The sequence below is a fragment of the Paraburkholderia azotifigens genome (genome assembly GCF_007995085.1).
Classification (GTDB): domain Bacteria; phylum Pseudomonadota; class Gammaproteobacteria; order Burkholderiales; family Burkholderiaceae; genus Paraburkholderia; species Paraburkholderia azotifigens.
In genome coordinates, this window is record NZ_VOQS01000005.1 from 2,460,475 (window position 1) to 2,476,983 (window position 16,509).

16 protein-coding genes are annotated in these 16,509 nt (G+C 63.2%); 11 read left to right on the plus strand and 5 right to left on the minus strand.

Features of this window, described 5'->3' with window-relative positions; genetic code table 11:
• Positions 1-21: 21 nt before the first annotated feature.
• The 7 genes from FRZ40_RS43085 to FRZ40_RS43115 all read left to right on the plus strand — a co-directional run bounded on the left by FRZ40_RS43085 (position 22) and on the right by FRZ40_RS43115 (position 6,994).
• Complete coding sequence (locus FRZ40_RS43085) at positions 22-816, plus strand: ABC transporter permease (RefSeq protein WP_147238339.1); 795 nt, start codon at positions 22-24, stop codon at positions 814-816.
• A 23-nt stretch (positions 817-839) separates the two neighbouring features.
• Positions 840-1,142: a (2Fe-2S)-binding protein gene (locus FRZ40_RS43090; RefSeq protein ID WP_231516233.1), complete on the plus strand. Its 303-nt coding sequence runs from the start codon at positions 840-842 to the stop codon at positions 1,140-1,142.
• Positions 1,135-2,571: an FAD/NAD(P)-dependent oxidoreductase gene (locus FRZ40_RS43095; protein ID WP_147238340.1), complete on the plus strand. Its 1,437-nt coding sequence runs from the start codon at positions 1,135-1,137 to the stop codon at positions 2,569-2,571. The genes FRZ40_RS43090 and FRZ40_RS43095 overlap by 8 nt, the downstream gene beginning before the upstream one ends.
• Positions 2,564-3,691, plus strand: coding sequence for an NAD(P)/FAD-dependent oxidoreductase (locus FRZ40_RS43100; protein WP_147238341.1), 1,128 nt, complete (start codon positions 2,564-2,566; stop codon positions 3,689-3,691). The genes FRZ40_RS43095 and FRZ40_RS43100 overlap by 8 nt, the downstream gene beginning before the upstream one ends.
• A 20-nt stretch (positions 3,692-3,711) precedes the next feature.
• A complete protein-coding gene (locus FRZ40_RS43105; protein ID WP_147238342.1) occupies positions 3,712-4,758 on the plus strand; it encodes an extracellular solute-binding protein in 1,047 nt (348 codons plus the stop codon).
• Positions 4,759-5,160: 402 nt separating this feature from the next.
• Complete coding sequence (locus FRZ40_RS43110; RefSeq protein WP_028368768.1) at positions 5,161-5,814, plus strand: peroxiredoxin; 654 nt, start codon at positions 5,161-5,163, stop codon at positions 5,812-5,814.
• A 109-nt stretch (positions 5,815-5,923) separates the two neighbouring features.
• Positions 5,924-6,994, plus strand: a complete 1,071-nt coding sequence (locus tag FRZ40_RS43115) for an MBL fold metallo-hydrolase (RefSeq protein WP_167528760.1) — start codon at positions 5,924-5,926, stop codon at positions 6,992-6,994.
• Between the two features lie 27 nt (positions 6,995-7,021).
• Here FRZ40_RS43115 and FRZ40_RS43120 read toward each other — a convergent pair whose 3' ends face one another.
• Complete coding sequence (locus FRZ40_RS43120; protein ID WP_147238344.1) at positions 7,022-8,464, minus strand: aminotransferase-like domain-containing protein; 1,443 nt, start codon at positions 8,462-8,464, stop codon at positions 7,022-7,024.
• A gap of 252 nt (positions 8,465-8,716) precedes the next feature.
• Here FRZ40_RS43120 and FRZ40_RS43125 point away from each other — a divergent pair, with 252 nt between their 5' ends.
• The 4 genes from FRZ40_RS43125 to ltrA all read left to right on the plus strand — a co-directional run bounded on the left by FRZ40_RS43125 (position 8,717) and on the right by ltrA (position 14,503).
• Positions 8,717-10,198, plus strand: coding sequence for an amino acid permease (locus FRZ40_RS43125; RefSeq protein ID WP_193567075.1), 1,482 nt, complete (start codon positions 8,717-8,719; stop codon positions 10,196-10,198).
• The gene (locus tag FRZ40_RS43130; RefSeq protein WP_147238345.1) at positions 10,198-11,430 is read left to right on the plus strand and encodes an NAD(P)/FAD-dependent oxidoreductase; all 1,233 of its coding nucleotides are present in this window, start codon (positions 10,198-10,200) and stop codon (positions 11,428-11,430) included. The genes FRZ40_RS43125 and FRZ40_RS43130 overlap by 1 nt, the downstream gene beginning before the upstream one ends.
• Before the next feature lie 91 nt (positions 11,431-11,521).
• Positions 11,522-12,670 carry a branched-chain amino acid ABC transporter substrate-binding protein gene (locus FRZ40_RS43135; RefSeq protein WP_147238346.1) on the plus strand — a complete coding sequence of 383 codons (1,149 nt, stop codon included), beginning with the start codon at positions 11,522-11,524 and terminating at the stop codon, positions 12,668-12,670.
• Positions 12,671-13,135: 465 nt separating this feature from the next.
• A complete protein-coding gene (gene ltrA, locus FRZ40_RS43140; protein ID WP_147237045.1) occupies positions 13,136-14,503 on the plus strand; it encodes a group II intron reverse transcriptase/maturase in 1,368 nt (455 codons plus the stop codon).
• Between the two features lie 118 nt (positions 14,504-14,621).
• On the opposite strand, the gene FRZ40_RS43145 is transcribed toward ltrA, so the two are convergent.
• From FRZ40_RS43145 to FRZ40_RS43160, 4 genes are all read right to left on the minus strand, one after another.
• Positions 14,622-15,089: an Hcp family type VI secretion system effector gene (locus FRZ40_RS43145; protein WP_147238347.1), complete on the minus strand. Its 468-nt coding sequence runs from the start codon at positions 15,087-15,089 to the stop codon at positions 14,622-14,624.
• Positions 15,079-15,342, minus strand: coding sequence for a non-ribosomal peptide synthetase (locus FRZ40_RS43150; protein ID WP_240057514.1), 264 nt, complete (start codon positions 15,340-15,342; stop codon positions 15,079-15,081). The genes FRZ40_RS43145 and FRZ40_RS43150 overlap by 11 nt, the downstream gene beginning before the upstream one ends.
• Before the next feature lie 5 nt (positions 15,343-15,347).
• The gene (locus FRZ40_RS43155; RefSeq protein ID WP_240057515.1) at positions 15,348-15,920 is read right to left on the minus strand and encodes a DUF2778 domain-containing protein; all 573 of its coding nucleotides are present in this window, start codon (positions 15,918-15,920) and stop codon (positions 15,348-15,350) included.
• Between the two features lie 89 nt (positions 15,921-16,009).
• Complete coding sequence (locus FRZ40_RS43160; RefSeq protein WP_028368762.1) at positions 16,010-16,474, minus strand: GNAT family N-acetyltransferase; 465 nt, start codon at positions 16,472-16,474, stop codon at positions 16,010-16,012.
• Positions 16,475-16,509 lie beyond the last annotated feature (35 nt).

The following is a 16,509-nucleotide window of genomic DNA, read 5'->3' on the forward strand; positions in this document are numbered from 1 at the left end:
CAACCCGACAGGCGACACATCATGCGCAAGAACGGCTTCTTTGCACTCGCATTCCATACCGTCGTGATTCTGTTCGTGCTCGCGCCGCTGGCCATCGTCGTGCTGGTCGCGTTCACGCCGGACGAAACTTTGACGCTGCCCACGCACGGCTTCTCGGTGCGCTGGTTCCGCGCGATCCTCGACTATCCCGACTTCATCACGGCCTTCTTCAACAGCCTGAAACTGGCGTTTGCGTCAGCGACGCTGTCGCTCGTAATCGCGTTGCCCGCGGGTCTCGCGATTGGCCGCGCGCGCTTTCCAGGTCGCAACTTTCTCAATGCGCTGCTGCTGTCGCCGCTCGTGATTCCCGGCCTCGTGCTCGGCATCGCGATGCTGCGCTTCTTCGCGCTGATCGGCGTGACGGGTTCGTTCGCGTGGCTGATTCTTGCGCACATGGTGGTCATCACGCCGTTCGTGATGCGGCTCGTACTGGCGTCGGTGAGCGGCCTGGACCGCAGCATCGAGCACGCGGCGTCGTCGCTCGGCGCCGATGCGTGGACGACGTTTCGCCGTATCACGCTGCCGATGATCGTGCCCGGCATCACGGGCGGCTGGCTGCTCGCGTTCATCAACAGCTTCGACGAACTGACGATGTCGGTCTTCATCACGTCGCCGCAGACGGTCACGCTGCCGGTGCGGATGTATATGTACGCAACCGAATCAATCGATCCGATGATGGCGTCCGTCTCCGCGCTCGTCATCTTCATCACGGCGGGCGCGATGCTGCTGCTGGATCGCGTCTACGGGCTCAACCGCATTCTGATCGGCCAGCACTGATGGCTTCTACCACTCACGCTCCCATGTCCAGCTCCAGCAGCCAGTTGCTGCGCGTCGCCGAAGCGGGACGCGCCCCGTTGTCGTTCGTTCTCGATGGAGTCGAAGTCGGCGCGCTGTCGGGCGATACGGTCCTGACGGCGATCCTGATGCAGCAGCGTCACGTGCGTCACAGCGAATTCAGCGGCGAGCCGCGCGCGGGCTTCTGCATGATCGGCGCGTGCCAGGACTGCTGGGTGCGTTGTGAAGACGGCGCGCGCATTCGCGCCTGCTCGACGCTCGTGAAGCAGGGCATGCGCGTCGTGACAAACGGTGCGCGCGATGAATAGCGACGGGCGGGTGGTGATCGTCGGCGCGGGGCCTGCAGGGATTCGCGCGGCGCAGACGCTGGCGGCAGCGGGCATTCGGCCCACCGTGCTCGACGAGAATGCGCGCTGGGGCGGACAGATCTATCGTCAGCCGCCTGCCGGTTCGGGGTTTACACGCAGCAAGGCGGCGCTCTACGGCTTCGAAGCGAAGAAGGCCGATGCTGTGCACGAAACGATGCGTGCGCTTCTGCCGCAGATCGACTATCGGCCGGACACGCTCGTGTGGTCGTGCGAAGACGGCCGGCTCGATACGCTGTGCAACGGGCAGGACGCGAGCGTGCCGTTCACGCATCTGATCATCGCGAGCGGCGCGACCGATCGCGTGCTGCCCGTGCCGGGCTGGACCTTGCCGGGCGTCTATACGCTGGGCGGCGCGCAGGTCGCGCTGAAGGCGCAAGGATGCGCGATCGGGCGGCGCGTGGTGTTGGCGGGCACGGGGCCGCTGCTGTATCTCGTCGCGTATCAGTACGTGAAGGCGGGTGCGCAAATCGAAGCCGTGCTCGATACGAGCGCGTGGTCGCGCCAGATCGCGGCGGTTCCGAAGCTCATCAGCCAGCCGTCGACCTTCGCGAAGGGCGTGTATTACGTCGCATGGCTGAAGGCGCGCGGCGTCAGGATGATGCGCGGCGTGACGCTGACGGGCATCGACGGCGCGCAGCATGTGACGGGCATTGGCTTCAAGACATCGGACGGCAACGAAGCAGTCATCGCTTGCGATGCAGTGGGCCTCGGCTTCGGTCTGCGTTCCGAAACGCAACTCGCCGATCTCGCGGGTTGCCGGTTTCACTTCGATGCGTTGAATCGTTGCTGGCTGCCCGAACGCGATGCGGCGGGACGCAGTTCCGTGCCGGGCATCTATCTGGCTGGCGATGGTGCGGGCATCGCGGGCGCCGATGCCGCCGAACTCGCGGGACGCCGCGCGGCGCTCGCGCTGCTCGACGATCTCGGCATCGCCCAGCAGGCGCAAGCGGCCCAACCCGGCGGCATGGATGCCGCGACGCTCGAACGCCGTCTGCAACGCATTGCGGTGTTCCGCGCGGGCATCGAAACGGCCTTCGCGCCGCCGCAACAGCCCGCAAAGCAATGGCCCGACGACATGACCGTGTGCCGCTGCGAAGAAGTCGATGCGGGCACGCTGCGCCGCTGCATTCGCGCCGGCGAGGCAAGCGAGATCAACCGTCTGAAGGCGCTGACGCGGATCGGCATGGGGCGTTGCCAGGGACGCATGTGCGGCGAGGCGGCCAGCGCGCTGCTCAGCGACGAGACGGGCCGTCCGCTCGAAAGCGTCGGCCGTCTACGCAGCCAGGCGCCGATTAAGCCGATCCCCATTTTGCCGATGCTGTTCGACGACGACATCGCGGCAATCCCCGAGGAGGCGCGCGATGAGTGATGCCGTCCACTATCAGGTCGTGATCGCGGGCGGCGGGCTCGTCGGGTCGTCGGCGGCGCTGATGCTCGCGCGGCGCGGCGTGCGTGTCGCGCTATTCGAACGTCGCTATTGCGGTGCTCAGGCGAGCGGCGTCAACTACGGCGGCGTGCGCTGCCAGGGCCGGCCCGCCGAGCAGATGCCGCTCGCGATGCGCGCGCGGCGCGTGTGGAATCGCTTGCCCGAACTGATCGGCATCGACGGAGAACTCGTCGTGTCGGGACATTTGCGGCTCGCGCGGCGCGATAGCGATTTCGGCGTGCTCGAAACCTGGGCCGCGATGGCGCGCGAACATGGGCTCGACACCGAACTGATCGCGGGCGCGGCGTTTCGCAAGCGCTATCCGTGGCTCGGCGACGCGGCACTCGGCGGCTCGCTGTGCTTGAGCGACGGACACGCGAATCCGCGTCTCGTGTCGCCCGGTTTCGCGCGTGCGGCGCAACGCGCGGGCGCGGTGATACGCGAGCAGACGGCCATCGCCGATATTGCTCACGACGGCATGCGCTTCCAGATTCGCGCGGGCGACGAGCGCATCACGGCCGACTGGCTGATCAACAGCGCGGGCGCGTGGGCGAACACGGTCGCCGGATTCTTCGGCGAAGCCGTGCCGATGAAGCCGATCTATCCAAACATGTGGGTGACGGAGCCGCTGCCGCGCTTCGTCGTGCACAACCTCGGCGTGGTGGGCGGCGGCGTCTATGCACGCCAGGTGGAGCGCGGCAACTGCGTGATCGGCGGCGGACGCGGACATGGCGACGGCGAATACGCGCAACCGTCGACACACACCACGCGCGCCGTGATGCGCGACGCCTGCGCGCTGTTGCCCGCCTTGCGCGACGCCTTGCTGATCCGCACGTGGAGCGGCGTCGAGGGCGAAACGCCCGACAGCAATCCCGTGATCGGCGCGAGCCAGAAGGTGCCGCGCCTGCTGCATGCATTCGGTTTTTCGGGCGGCGGTTTTCTGCTGGCGCCCGGTGTCGGCGAGGTGCTGGCCGACCTCGTGATCGACGGCGAAACGTCCACGCCGCTCGACGCGTTTGCGATCGGCCGCTTCAACCGAAGCGCGATTCCCGCTGTTCTTTAGTCATGTCAAGGAGACCCACGATGAAGCTGTCAAGCACGGTCGCGGCACTGGCCGCCGTGTTCGCGATCGGCGCCGCCGCGCCTGCCTGGTCGCAAACCAGAACGATCTACATCGGCATGAACGGCGGCCCGATGGAGAAGGCGTATACGAGCCAGGTACTGCCCGACTTCGAGAAGGCCAACAACGTGAAAGTGGTGGTGGTGCCGGGCACGTCGTCGGATGTGCTCGCGAAACTGCTCGCGAATCGCAACAGCCCGCAGATGCACGTCGCGTTTCTCGACGACGGCGTGATGGCGCGCGCCGTCAGCATGGGCGTGTGCCAGAAGCTCGACGATGCACCCGTGCTCAAGGAACTGTATCCGTTCGCGCGCATGAAAGACGATATCGGCGCGGGCGTGCAACTCGGCATGACGGGCATCGGCTACAACACGAAGCTGTTTGCCGAGAAAGGCTGGGCGCCGCCCACGTCGTGGATGGACTTCGCCAATCCGAAGTACAAGGGCAAAGTGGTGTTTCAGTCCGCGTCGAGCAGCACGTTCGGCCTGCATGGCTTTCTCGCGATCAATCGTCTGATGGGCGGCAGCGACCAGAACGTCGAGCCGGGTTTCAGCAAATGGTCGAGCACGGTGGGGCCGAATGTCGTCGAGTACATTCCCAACTCGGCGAAGCTCTCGGAGATGGTTCAAACGGGCGAAGCAGGCCTCTTTCCGCTGACGCCGACGGCCGTCGGCGATCTGCAGGACAAGGGTATTCCCGTCGGGTACGCGAATCCCAAGGAAGGCGCCGTGCTGTTGCTCGTCGATCTGTGTGTCGTGAAGAACAATGCCGACCCGCAGCTTGCGCAGAAGCTCGCGCAGTTCCTGCTGTCGGCGCCTGCGCAATCGAAAGCGGCCGCCGCAGGCAAGCAGATCCCGACCAACGAGCACGCGACGATGACGCCTGCAATGCAAAAGAGTCTCGGCAATCTCGACGATCTGGTGAAGAAGGTGACGGTCGTCGATTGGGATTCGATCAACGCGCACCGCGCGCAGTGGGATCAGCGCTGGAACCGTCAGATCGAGCAGTAGCCGGTTCATGCGTGCGGCGGCGCGTCAGTGACGCGCGCCGCACCTCATCTTCGCTCCGCGATGCATGACGGATCGGTCTGTGCATCGGCGAACAGATCTGCACGAAAAAGAAGGCCCATTTACAAAACGTGCACGGACGCTGCAATTTGTTCTAGGCTATAAAAGTTACCTGCTGCGCATTCAGACCGTCTCGCACGATGCTGGCCGGGCGCTTGCGCGGAACGCGTTCTGCACGCGCTCTCCTGTAGTCCGGCCGGATCACGGCGTGCGGCTAACCGTCATATCATCTCTATACCGTTCTGATTCGGCTGATCTGATTTGGGTTGACCCGTCAGCGCCTGTCGCACGCGCTGCGACGACACCCGACGTATCTGTTCGCACCTTTCACCAAGGAGGATGAAGATGGCGATTCGACTAGGAGAAGTAGCCCCCGATTTCACGGCGGAAACCACGGAAGGCACGATCCATTTTCACGAATGGATCGGCGATAGCTGGGCAATCCTGTTCTCGCATCCGAAGGACTTCACGCCCGTCTGCACGACCGAACTCGGCTATATGGCGGGACTCAAGCCGGAGTTCGACAAACGGAACACGAAGATCATCGGGCTCAGCATCGACCCTGTCAGCGATCACCAGAAATGGGCGAAGGACATCGAAGAAACACAGGGCAATGCCGTCAACTATCCGATGATTGGCGACCACGATCTGAAAGTCGCGAAGCTCTACGACATGATTCACCCCGAAGCGAGCGGCGGTCCGCGCACAGCCGTCGACAACGCGACGGTGCGTGCGGTCTTCCTGATCGGGCCGGACAAGAAGGTCAAGGCGACGTTCGTCTATCCGATGAGTTCGGGCCGCAATTTCGATGAAGTGCTGCGTTTGCTGGACTCGCTGCAACTGAACGCGAAGCACACGGTGGCGACGCCGGTGAACTGGAAACCGGGCGACGACGTGATCATTCCGACGTCCGTTTCCGACGACGCCGCGAAGGAAAAGTATCCGCAGGGCTTCAAGACGGTGAAGCCGTATCTGCGCTACGTGCAGCAACCGAAGTAAGTTCGCGGCTGACAACCGGTGCGCGCAGAAGCAACACTGCGCGCACCGGCATCGTTTCAGTCTGCATTCGAAGGCTTTTCCCGATACACGTTGAGAGACCGTGAGCGTGCTGATCTTCCGACAGCTGTTCGACCAGCAATCGTCGACCTACACCTACCTTCTCGCGGACAGCGACACGCGCGAAGCCGTGCTCATCGACCCGGTATTCGAGCAGGCTCGCCGCGATGCAGCGCTGCTCGACGAGTTGCGTCTTCATTTGCTCTATACGATCGACACACACGTTCACGCCGATCATGTGACGGGTGCGTGGCTGCTGAAAAAGCGCACGGGCAGCAACATTGCGATCTCGGCGGCGAGCGGCGCGGAAGGCGCGGACCGTTATCTCAGTCACGGCGATTCGATCGCATTCGGTGCGCATCATCTGCAGGTGCGTTCGACGCCTGGTCATACGAATGGCTGCATCAGTCTCGTACTCGATGACGAGTCGATGGCTTTCACGGGCGACTGTCTGCTGATTCGCGGCACGGGGCGCACCGACTTCCAGAGCGGCAGTCCGCATGCGCTGTACCGCGCGGTGCACGAACAGCTTTTCTCGCTGCCAGAAACCTGCCTGCTGTATCCGGCGCACGATTATCGCGGCCTCACGGTGACGAGCGTCGCCGAAGAGCGGCGCTTCAATCCGCGGCTTGGCGGCGAACTGTGCGAAGAAGATTTCGCGGGGTACATGACCAATCTCGGGCTTCCGCATCCGCGGCAGATCGACGTGGCCGTTCCCGCGAACATGAAGTGCGGCGTCGCGGCCAGCGATCCGTCACAAAAGCCGCTGCCCGAATGGGCTCCCCTGACGTACACGTTCGCGGGGATCTGGGAGATTCATCCGCAGTGGCTCGAAGAGCATCTGCAAGCGGTGCAGATCGTCGATGTGCGCGAGCCCGACGAATACGACGGCCCGCTTGGACGCATTCCTGAAGCGAAGCTGATCTCGCTTGGCAGCCTTGCCAAACGTACGGCGGAACTCGGCAAGGAGCGTCCCATCGTCACCGTGTGCCGCGCGGGAGGCCGCTCGGCTCAGGCGACCGTGATTCTTCGCCAGGCCGGTTTCGAAGATGTCGCGAATCTCGCGGGCGGCATGTTGCGCTGGCGCGCGGAAGGGCGTGTCGTCGAAAACGGCAGCGCGTAAGCGCGCCGGACGCGCAAGCTCAAATCATCAAATCGTGCCGAACAGCGCACGCGGACGATCGCGCAATGCATGCGCCAGTGTCTGCAGCGCGCTGACCAGCTGCTCGCGCGACGACGCGCACGCGAGATTGATCCGCACGCCGTGCTCGACCTCCGCGCGATCGACGGCGAACGCCGACGACGGCATCACCACCACGCCGCGCGCCTTCGCATTGGCCGCGAAATCGTCGGCGCGCCACGGCGGCGGCAGCTTGAGCCACACGAACATGCACGCCGGGTCGGACTCGAGCCATTCCTGCGGCAGAATCTGCCGCGCGAGATCGTGCCGCACGCGGATTTCGGCCAGTTGCGCGTCCATGATGCGCCGTGCGGTGCCGTCTTCAATCCAGATCGTCGCGATCAGCATCGACATCGGGGCGGGCATCCACGCGGTGGTGCGCACGGCTTCGGCGGCGAGCGCGGAGCGTTCGGGCGGACTCAGCAGATAGCCGAGGCGCAATCCTGGCGCGAGTATTTTCGACGTCGCGGCAATGTGGAACGTCAACTCGGGACCCAGGCTCGCGAGCGTCGGAAGGCGCTGCGAGACGAGCGGACCATATACGTCGTCTTCGATGATCGCCACGCCGTAACGACGCGCGATATCGACGAGCGCGACGCGCCTCTCCAGACTCATCGTCGTCACGGTCGGATTCTGCAGATTCGGCACCGTGAAGATCGCCTTGACGGGCACGCGGCTGCAAATGCGCTCGACTTCATCGGTGATCAGGCCGTCGCGGTCGCTCGGCACACTGACGATCTCGAACTGGAACACGGGCGCGAGCGCTTTCAGGCCGTAGTACGTGAGCCGGTCCGCGATGATCACGCCGTCCGTGCCGATCAGGCTGTTGAGCACGGCATAAAGACCGTGCTGCGCGCCGCTCGTGACGACCAGATGCTCCGGCGACGGCGTGAAGCCGGGCGCGGCCATCCACTTCACGCCCGCCGCGCGCGCCCAGTCGGGCCCTTGCGGCGGCTGATATTCCTGTAGCGATGGATAGCGCGGATCGCGCGGCAGATCGGCGAGCGTCGTGGCGAGGCATGACAGGAACTCGCCCGTCGCCGGCCGGTTGACGGTCAGATCGATCGCACCGCCCGGCGCCGCGTTGGCCGCGCTCGCCGTCTCGACGCGCGGCATCGCGCCGCCCGTCACCAGCGAGCCGCGCCGCTTGCTGCCGATCACCAGACCGCGCAGCTGCAATTCCTTGTACGCGCGCGACACCGTCGACACGTTGATGCCGAGCTCCGTCGCCAGCTGGCGCTGCGGCGGCAGCCGGCTGCCGGGCGGATAGACGCCGCCGCGAATCTCGTCCTCGATCGACGCCGAGACCTCGATATAGGTCGCGCGTTTTGTCTGGACGGCATCGCCGTTTGTCTGGTCCGCCTCGGTCGTGATGCCGTTGCTGTGCGCTGCCTTGTCTCTGCTGGAAGCCATTGTCTCGCCCTGTCTCCATACAAAACAGGTTTTGTATGCCTGTTTGTGCCAGTTCGCCGGATTTTATAACAGATACGCATCCGTGCCATGTATTTCAAGCCTGGCAAGGACTACGCCCAATTGCGCCAGGGAAAGTCCTGGACCACACAATGAGCTTTTTAATTGCACACAAAAAATTGTTGTGTGATTCTTTGAGTCAGGTTTGTGTGGTTTCGAATGTCGAATGATGATCGAGCTGGAAGGAGATTTCGCATGGCAGGGAGCAGTACACACGCTCGCGCGGCGCGCGACGGCCTGGAAAGAACGCAGGAAAGAGCGCAGGAAAGCGCAAGCCCCCGCCTCGGCGTGGCATTGCGTCAACGGCACGTCACGATGATTTCGCTCGGCGGCATCATCGGCGCGGGTCTTTTCGTGGGCAGCAGCGCGACGCTCAGCACGGTCGGGCCGGCGGCGTGCCTGTCGTATCTGGTCGCGGGCATCGTCGTGCTGCTGGTGATGCGCATGCTCGGCGAAATGGCGCTGGCGGTGCCCGGCATCGGCTCCTTCACCGAATACGCGCGCATCGGCCTCGGCGACTGGGCAGGCTTCACGAGCGGCTGGCTGTACTGGTACTTCTGGGTGATCGTCGTCGCCGTGGAGGCGGTCGCGGGGGCGGCCATTCTGCAGCGCTGGATCCCCGCGCCCGTGTGGATGATCGGACTCGTGCTGCTGTCGGTGATGACGTTCATCAACCTGATGTCGGTGAAGTCGTACGGCGAATTCGAATTCTGGTTCGCGTCGATCAAGGTCGCGGCCATCGTCGTGTTCATCGCGATTGGCGCGGCATGGGTGTTCGGCTTCGGCCACACGCACAGCGCGTGGAGCAACCTGACGGCGGCGAAGGGCTTCATGCCGTTCGGCACGATGTCGGTGTTCGCGGCCGTGCCGACCGTGATCTTCGCGGTGGGCGGCGCGGAAATCGCGACGATCGCCGCCGCCGAGTCCGACAATCCGGCGAAGAGCGTCGCCGCGATGACGCGCTCGGTGATCCTGCGCGTGATCACGTTCTACGTCGGCTCGATGTTCCTGATTGCGTGCATCGTGCCGTGGACGAGCATCGTGACGGGCCATTCGCCGTTTGTCGCCGCGCTCGAAACGATGCACGTGCCGGGTGCCGCCGACATCATGAATGCGATCGTGCTCGTCGCCGTGCTCTCGGCGCTCAATTCCGGGCTGTATGTGTCGTCGCGCATCCTGTTCCGTCTCGCGGGCCGTGGCGATGCGCCGCGCGCGCTGTTGCGCCTCACGCCGTCGCGCGTGCCGCGTCTCGCCGTGCTGCTGAGCAGCGTGGTCGGCTACGTGGCGATCGTCGCGGCCATCGTGTCGCCGCAGGGCGTGTTCCTGTTTCTCGTGAATGCGTCGGGCGCGGTGATGCTGTTCGTCTACCTCGCGACTGCGCTCGCGCAGATCCGCATTCGCCGGCGGCTCGCCGCGCAGGGCGTGCAGCCCGAACTGCCGATGTGGCTGTTTCCGTGGCTCTCGTACGCGGTTGTCGCGGCGATCGTCGGCGTGCTGCTTGCGATGGGCATGGATGCCGAACTGCGTCCGCAACTGATGGCGAGCATCGCGAGTCTCGCGGTGGCGTCGGCGGCGTGGCTGCTCGCGGCGAAACGCCGTCATGCGGGCGATGACAGCGGCACGCGCACGGGCTATCTCGCCGCCGCCGATGGACGTGCGTTGTCGGGAGAGCGTTGATGGCCGGGATCGCCATTGTCGGCGCGGGATTCATCGGGCTTGCGAGCGCCGGCTGGCTGATGCGCGACGGCCATCGCGTGACGCTGTTCGATCCGTCCGGCGTGGCGCAGGGCGCGTCGTTCGGTAACGCGGGCACGTTCGCGCCGTATGGCTGCATTCCCGTGAACAACCCGTCCGTGTTTCGCGATCTGCCGCGCTTTCTGCTGTCGGGCGAGAGCCCGTTCCGCTTGCGCTGGAGCTATCTGCCGCAGGCGTTGCCGTGGCTCGCGCGCTTCATGGTCAGCTCGACGCGGCGCCGTTATGAGGCGAGTGCCGGCGCGCTCGCCGCGCTGCTCGCGCAGGCTCAGGCCGGCTACGCGCCGCTGCTCGAAGAGCCTGCGCTGGCGAAGTACGTGAGGGCGCGTGAATGTCTGTATCTGTATTCGAGCGCAGCGTCGTTCGATGCGTCGCGTGCTTCGCTGAATCTGCGCGAGCAGCTCGGCGTGTCGTTCGATGTTTTGTCCGGTGCGGACGTGCACGCGCTTGAGCCATCGCTTGCGCCGATCTTCGAGCGCGGCGTGCTGTTCAGCGACAGCTGGCATTTCTCCGATCCACAAGGCTTTCTGCTGTCGCTCCATGAATTGCTCGCGGCGCGCGGCGTCGAACTCGAACGCAAGGCGGTGAGCGCGCTTGCGCCCGCAGCGCAAGGCGTGACGCTGACGACGGCCGACGGCGTGCAGCACCGCTTCGATCACGTCGTCGTCGCAACGGGCGCGCGTTCCGCGAAGTTCGCGGCGCAATGCGGCGACCGCGTGCCGCTCGACACCGAGCGCGGCTATCACGTGCGCTATCGCGGCGCGACGCAGCTGATTTCGCGGCCCGTTGGCTGGGCTGAGCGCGGCTTTTACATGACGCCGATGGACGACGGCGTGCGCGTCGCGGGTACGGTCGAGCTGGGCGGCTTCAGCGACGAGCGCAACCGTTCGCTGCTGGATCTGCTGACGTTTTCGTCGAAGCGCGCGTTGCCCGCGTTGCAGCAGCCCGACAGCTCGTGGCTGGGCTTCCGGCCGACGCTGCCCGACGGCGTGCCTGTGCTGGGCCGCGCCAGCGCCAGCGAGCGCGTGATCTATGCGTTCGGTCATCAGCATCTCGGGCTGACGCTGGCGGGCGTGAGCGGGCGCATCGTCGCCGATCTGGTCGCGCGGCGCGCGCCGCCGCTCGATCTGTCGCGCTACGCGGCGACGCGGTTCTGAACGCTACATTCAACGGACGACTTCGACGCGTCGCGCATCGGGTCAGTCGACACACCAAAGGCGCGACATCTTCTATCGACAGGAGCGCATCATGAATCGACGTACATGGCTGTTCAGGTTGGCAGTTTGCGCTCTGGCAGCGCAGACTTCGTTCGCGTTCGGCGCCGATCCCGAAGTGGTCAAGATCGGCTTTGTCGGCCCGTTGACGGGGCCGGTCGCGCGCGTCGGCAAGGATCTGCAATATGGTGCGCAGCTCGCGCTCGACGAGGAAAACGCGAAGCATCCGACCATCGCGGGCAAGCCCGTCAAGTTCGTGCTCGACGTGCAGGACGATCAGGCCGACCCGCGCGTCGCGATCCAGGTTGCGCAAAAGCTTGTCGACGATGGTGTGATCGGCGTGATCGGCCATTACAACTCGGGATGCAGCATTCCGGCTTCGGCTGTGTATCACAACGCGAATGTCGCGATGATCACGCCTGGTTCGACCAATCCGCAGTTGACGAAGCAGGGTTTCAAGAACGTATTTCGCACGATGGGGCACGACGGCATTGGCGGCGTGGTGGCAGGGCATTTCGTCGTCGAGCAGATGAAGGCGAAGCGCATCGGCATCATCGACGACCGCACGGCGTTCGGTCAGGGTCTCGCCGATGCCTTCGAGAAAGGCGTGAAGGAGGCGAACGGCAATATCGTTTCGCGCGAATTCACCAACGACAAGGCTGTCGATTTCCGCGCGATTCTCACTTCGCTGAAGAGCAAGAACGTCGACGTGATTTTCTTCGGCGGACTGGACGAGCAGGGCGCGATGCTGGTCAAGCAGATGCGTTCGCTTGGCATGCAGACGCAGCTGTTCGGCGCGGGCGCATTGAAGAGCAACGCGTTCCTGCAGATCGCGGGCGCTTCGGGCGAACGCACGCAGGATCTCGAACCTGGGCCGGCGCTCGACAAACTGCCTGCTGCGCAGGACTTCGGCAAGCGCTATAAGGCGCGTTTCAATCAGGACGTCGAGTTGTACGCGCCGTTTGCGTATGACGCCGCGCTGGCGATGATCAAGGCGATTCACGACGCGAATTCACTCGACCGGCAGAAGGTTGTCGAGAGCCTGGCGAAGGTATCGCTGACGGGCGTGACGGGCAAGATTACGTTCGATCCGTATGGCGATCTGATCAAGCCGCCTTATACGCTGTTCGAGGTGCAGCAGGGGCAGTGGAAGAGTGTGAAGACGGTGGGAGGTGGGGTGTGAGCGTATGCTGAAACCTGCAAAGAAGCCGCGTTGGCGCGCGGCTTCTTTTATGGTGTGCCGAGCATGCCCAACAGCTTGGGGGTGCGAGTCCCCTGCCCAGCCTGATGGTGGTGAAGGGCTAGTGAAACGCAAGGGCGTCGTCGTGAGGCGGGGTCTGAAGGAAGCGTGTAGCAAAGCCACGACCTGACGAACAGAAACCAGATACGAGGCCTACCCAGCCGGACGAGCGAGCCATTGATCGTGAAGTCCACAACCATCAAGGGCTGGGGTGGTAGATCTGGCAGGTGTGTGGTGAAGGCGGTTGGGCTTACCTCGGGAGGCCTGCGCGGTGTCCTGGAATCAGGACTGGACGATCCGCAAGGGGCGTCGATCGCCGCGCAGGAGTCAGCAGAAGGCATAGTAGGGCGGTGGTTATGCCTGAAGGCCTGAACGGAAAGGAGCGGCGAGTAAGCCGGAGAACTCGACATGGGAGCGCAGCAGAAAACGCATCGCGTCCTTGGGATCGGAGATAGGGGTGAAGCCCCGAAGGCCGATGCCCGAGGGGCTGAACCTGTGGCGGCGAACCCCGAGCCTGAAAGCCCGTCGGCTTGTGACCGACTGATGGAAGAAGTCTGTGAACGGGAGAACCTGAAGCAGGCGTTAAAGCGTGTGAAAGCGAACAAGGGTGCGCCGGGCGTGGACGGCATGACGGTTCAGGCACTACCGGCGTACCTGCGTGAGCATTGGCCGTCGATACGGGCCTCACTGCTCGAGGGAACCTACCAACCTCAACCTGTGAGACGGGTCGAGATACCCAAGCCGGATGGAGGGGGCGTGCGCAAGCTCGGCATTCCCTCTGCGCTCGACAGGCTCGTCCAGCAGGCGGTGTTGCAGGTATTGCAAAGGCAGTGGGACCCGACATTCTCGGACTCCAGTTACGGCTTTCGTCCGGGACGCTCGGCGCACCAGGCCGTGGCGCGCGCACAGGGCTACATCCAGGCGGGATACCGCTGGGTGGTAGACCTGGATCTTGCGCAATTCTTTGATCGCGTAAACCACGACATTCTGATGTCCCGGGTGGCACGGCGGGTCGGCGACAAGCGGATGCTCAAGCTGATCCGCGCCTTCCTGACGGCGGGCGTGCTGGAAAACGGGCTGGTTGGTGCGACGGATGAGGGTACGCCTCAGGGCGGTCCCCTCTCGCCGTTGTTATCCAATCTGATGCTCGACGATCTTGACCGGGAGCTTGAGCGGCGTGGACTGCGCTTCGTGAGGTACGCCGACGACAGTAACGTCTATGTACGCAGCGCACGCGCAGGCCAGCGGGTGATGGCGGGACTCAAGTCCTTCCTTACCGGGCGGCTGAAGCTGAAGGTCAACGAGGCGAAGAGTGCGGTTGCACGGCCACACACGAGGAAGTTCCTGGGCTTCACCTTCTTGAACCGGGAGCAGGTCAAACGGCGTATTGCGCCCAAGGCACTGTCTCGCTTGAAGGAACGGATCCGGGAACTGACACAGCGCACGCGAGGGATCAGCGTTGACCAGATGATCGGTGCGCTGAAGCGGTATCTCACCGGATGGCGTGGCTACTTTGGTTTCTGTGAAACACCAAGCGTGTTGCAGCGTCTGGATGAATGGATCCGTCGTCGCATACGCTGCTTCTTCTGGAAGCAGTGGAAGCGTAGTCCGGCGCGATTCCGGGAACTGACAGCGCGTGGTGTCACCAGGGATCTGGCGGCCCAAACGGTGGGCTCACCACACAACGCCTGGCGACTGAGCAACAGTCCTGCCCTGCAATGTGCGCTCACCAACCGCTACCTGGCGTCTCTTGGCCTTCCATCTCTGCGTCTCTAGCTGATCAACCGATCCGAACCGCCGTGTACGGACCCGTACGCACGGTGGTGCAGGAGGGGTCGGGCCGCGAGGTCTGCCCCTATCCTAATCAAATGTGAAGCTGGGGAGCGGCCGCAGACTAACGCGCCAGAGTATTTTGTTTGATGTCGAACATACCTGTGACGACGCCGCTACTGCCGCCTTGAGCGTTCTGCACCAGATATTCCTGCCGTATGCTTGCAAACGACAGGCGAACCCGCTCATAGCTCGCGGACATTTCTACTCCCGTGACGACCACATCACGCATCGTGATCCGAAGAAAGTCGACCGGCAGGCCGCCCGCCTTTCGCATTGTCAGAACGACCTTGGGAACGTGTTTTCCGGTCAGGCAATGTGACATCAGATTGGGACTTGCGCGGTCAATCTGATGGAAGAATACGAGGTCTTCCACGGTGGCTTTGGCTGCACCGCCACCAGAGCCAGACATCATCGATGACTGCTGCGACATTTTCCACGTCCAGTCGGCGACTTGTATTTCTCCAGGATGCATCGCGTCCTGCGATTCTCCGGTAATACCTTCGATCTTTACGAATACGTCATTCGACATCGGAACCTTTCCCGTTGCGTCTATCAATCGATCGGTTCCCCTGTCGCACAACCGCGACTGCAAGCACGAAGGAAACCGACAATGTCACGTAGAAATAGAGATCTTCGAGGGTTTCATCGCCATAGATACCGAACCATGCTCCGACTCGAATGAGTGCAGTCGTGGCATCGTTTGAGAACGGGATGTGGCCGAAGATCCACGCAAAGCACAATGTGATCGCCAGCGTCAGGATAAGGTTGAGCAAAAATCTCACGGATCTCATTTGACGTCTACGGTCCCGTAAGCGAAGCCTTTGCCGACCGGAATCGCTATTTGGGTTGTTGATTTCAAGCTTCGCCTTAACTTCTCGAAGGCTACAGGATCGGCAAGGGTGATACAGCCTTGGCCGAGATTGCGAGGACCATGAGGATGTAGCCGGAAATTTCCGCGCTTCACACCGTTCACGAATACCCAGTCATCCGAGGTGTTGGCGTGATAGAGCGCAAACCATTTACTGCGGTCCGTACCATAGACGTGAGTACGGAAGAAATCGACCAGATGCGAAAACAGGCCGCCCGATCCTCGATCAACGATGTAGTAGCGCCCCGGCGGCAGTGGACCGACATCGCGAATAGCTGCTGCTTTAGGATCGTCTTTTCCCGTCCCGTCGCCGGAAAATGCAGCGAAATCTCCGACACCGGCGCAGCGCAAGATGGACATTGGTTCGCCGTTAAGGCGGAATGTACAAGCAATCGGCATTTTTGCTCCCGTGACTTGATACATCACGGTAGCGAAAAATGGTAACGGATTAAATAGTTCGGATTCCGATTTAACGTCAAGAATTGTCGTCATCAATATACCGAATATTTATGAGGCGGGGCAGGAGTGGGATCGGACGCTGCATGACCGGACGTCTTTTTGCCGGGATGCTTAACGATGGCTCACAAATCAAGCTCCAGAAACTGCGTCCCTTCGACAGGATTGAACACGTACGCCGAAATCGGCCTGAATCCCAACGACGCATAAAGCCGTTGCGCGGCCTGCATGCTCGGCAGCGTATCGAGCCGCATCTTCCTGTAGCCGGCGTCTTTCGCCGCGTGCACGACCGCTTGCGCGAGACGCCTGCCGAGTTGCTGGCCGCGTCCTTCGGGGCGCACATAAAGCCGCTTCATCTCGCAGATGTCGTGCTCGAACGGTCTTAGCGCGACACTGCCGAGCACACGTGCGTCATCGCGTGCGAGCAGGATCGTGCCGCCCGGCGGCGCATATTTGCCGGGCAGCGCGGCCAGTTCTTCGTCGAAGGACTGAAAGCTCAGGTCGATACCAAGACTGTCGGCATATTCGCGGAAGACGGCGCGCACGACGTCGAGATCGTCGGGGAAGCGGGCGGGCTGGATATCGGTCATCGAGATCTTCTCGCCGATGTGACATATATGCAGTG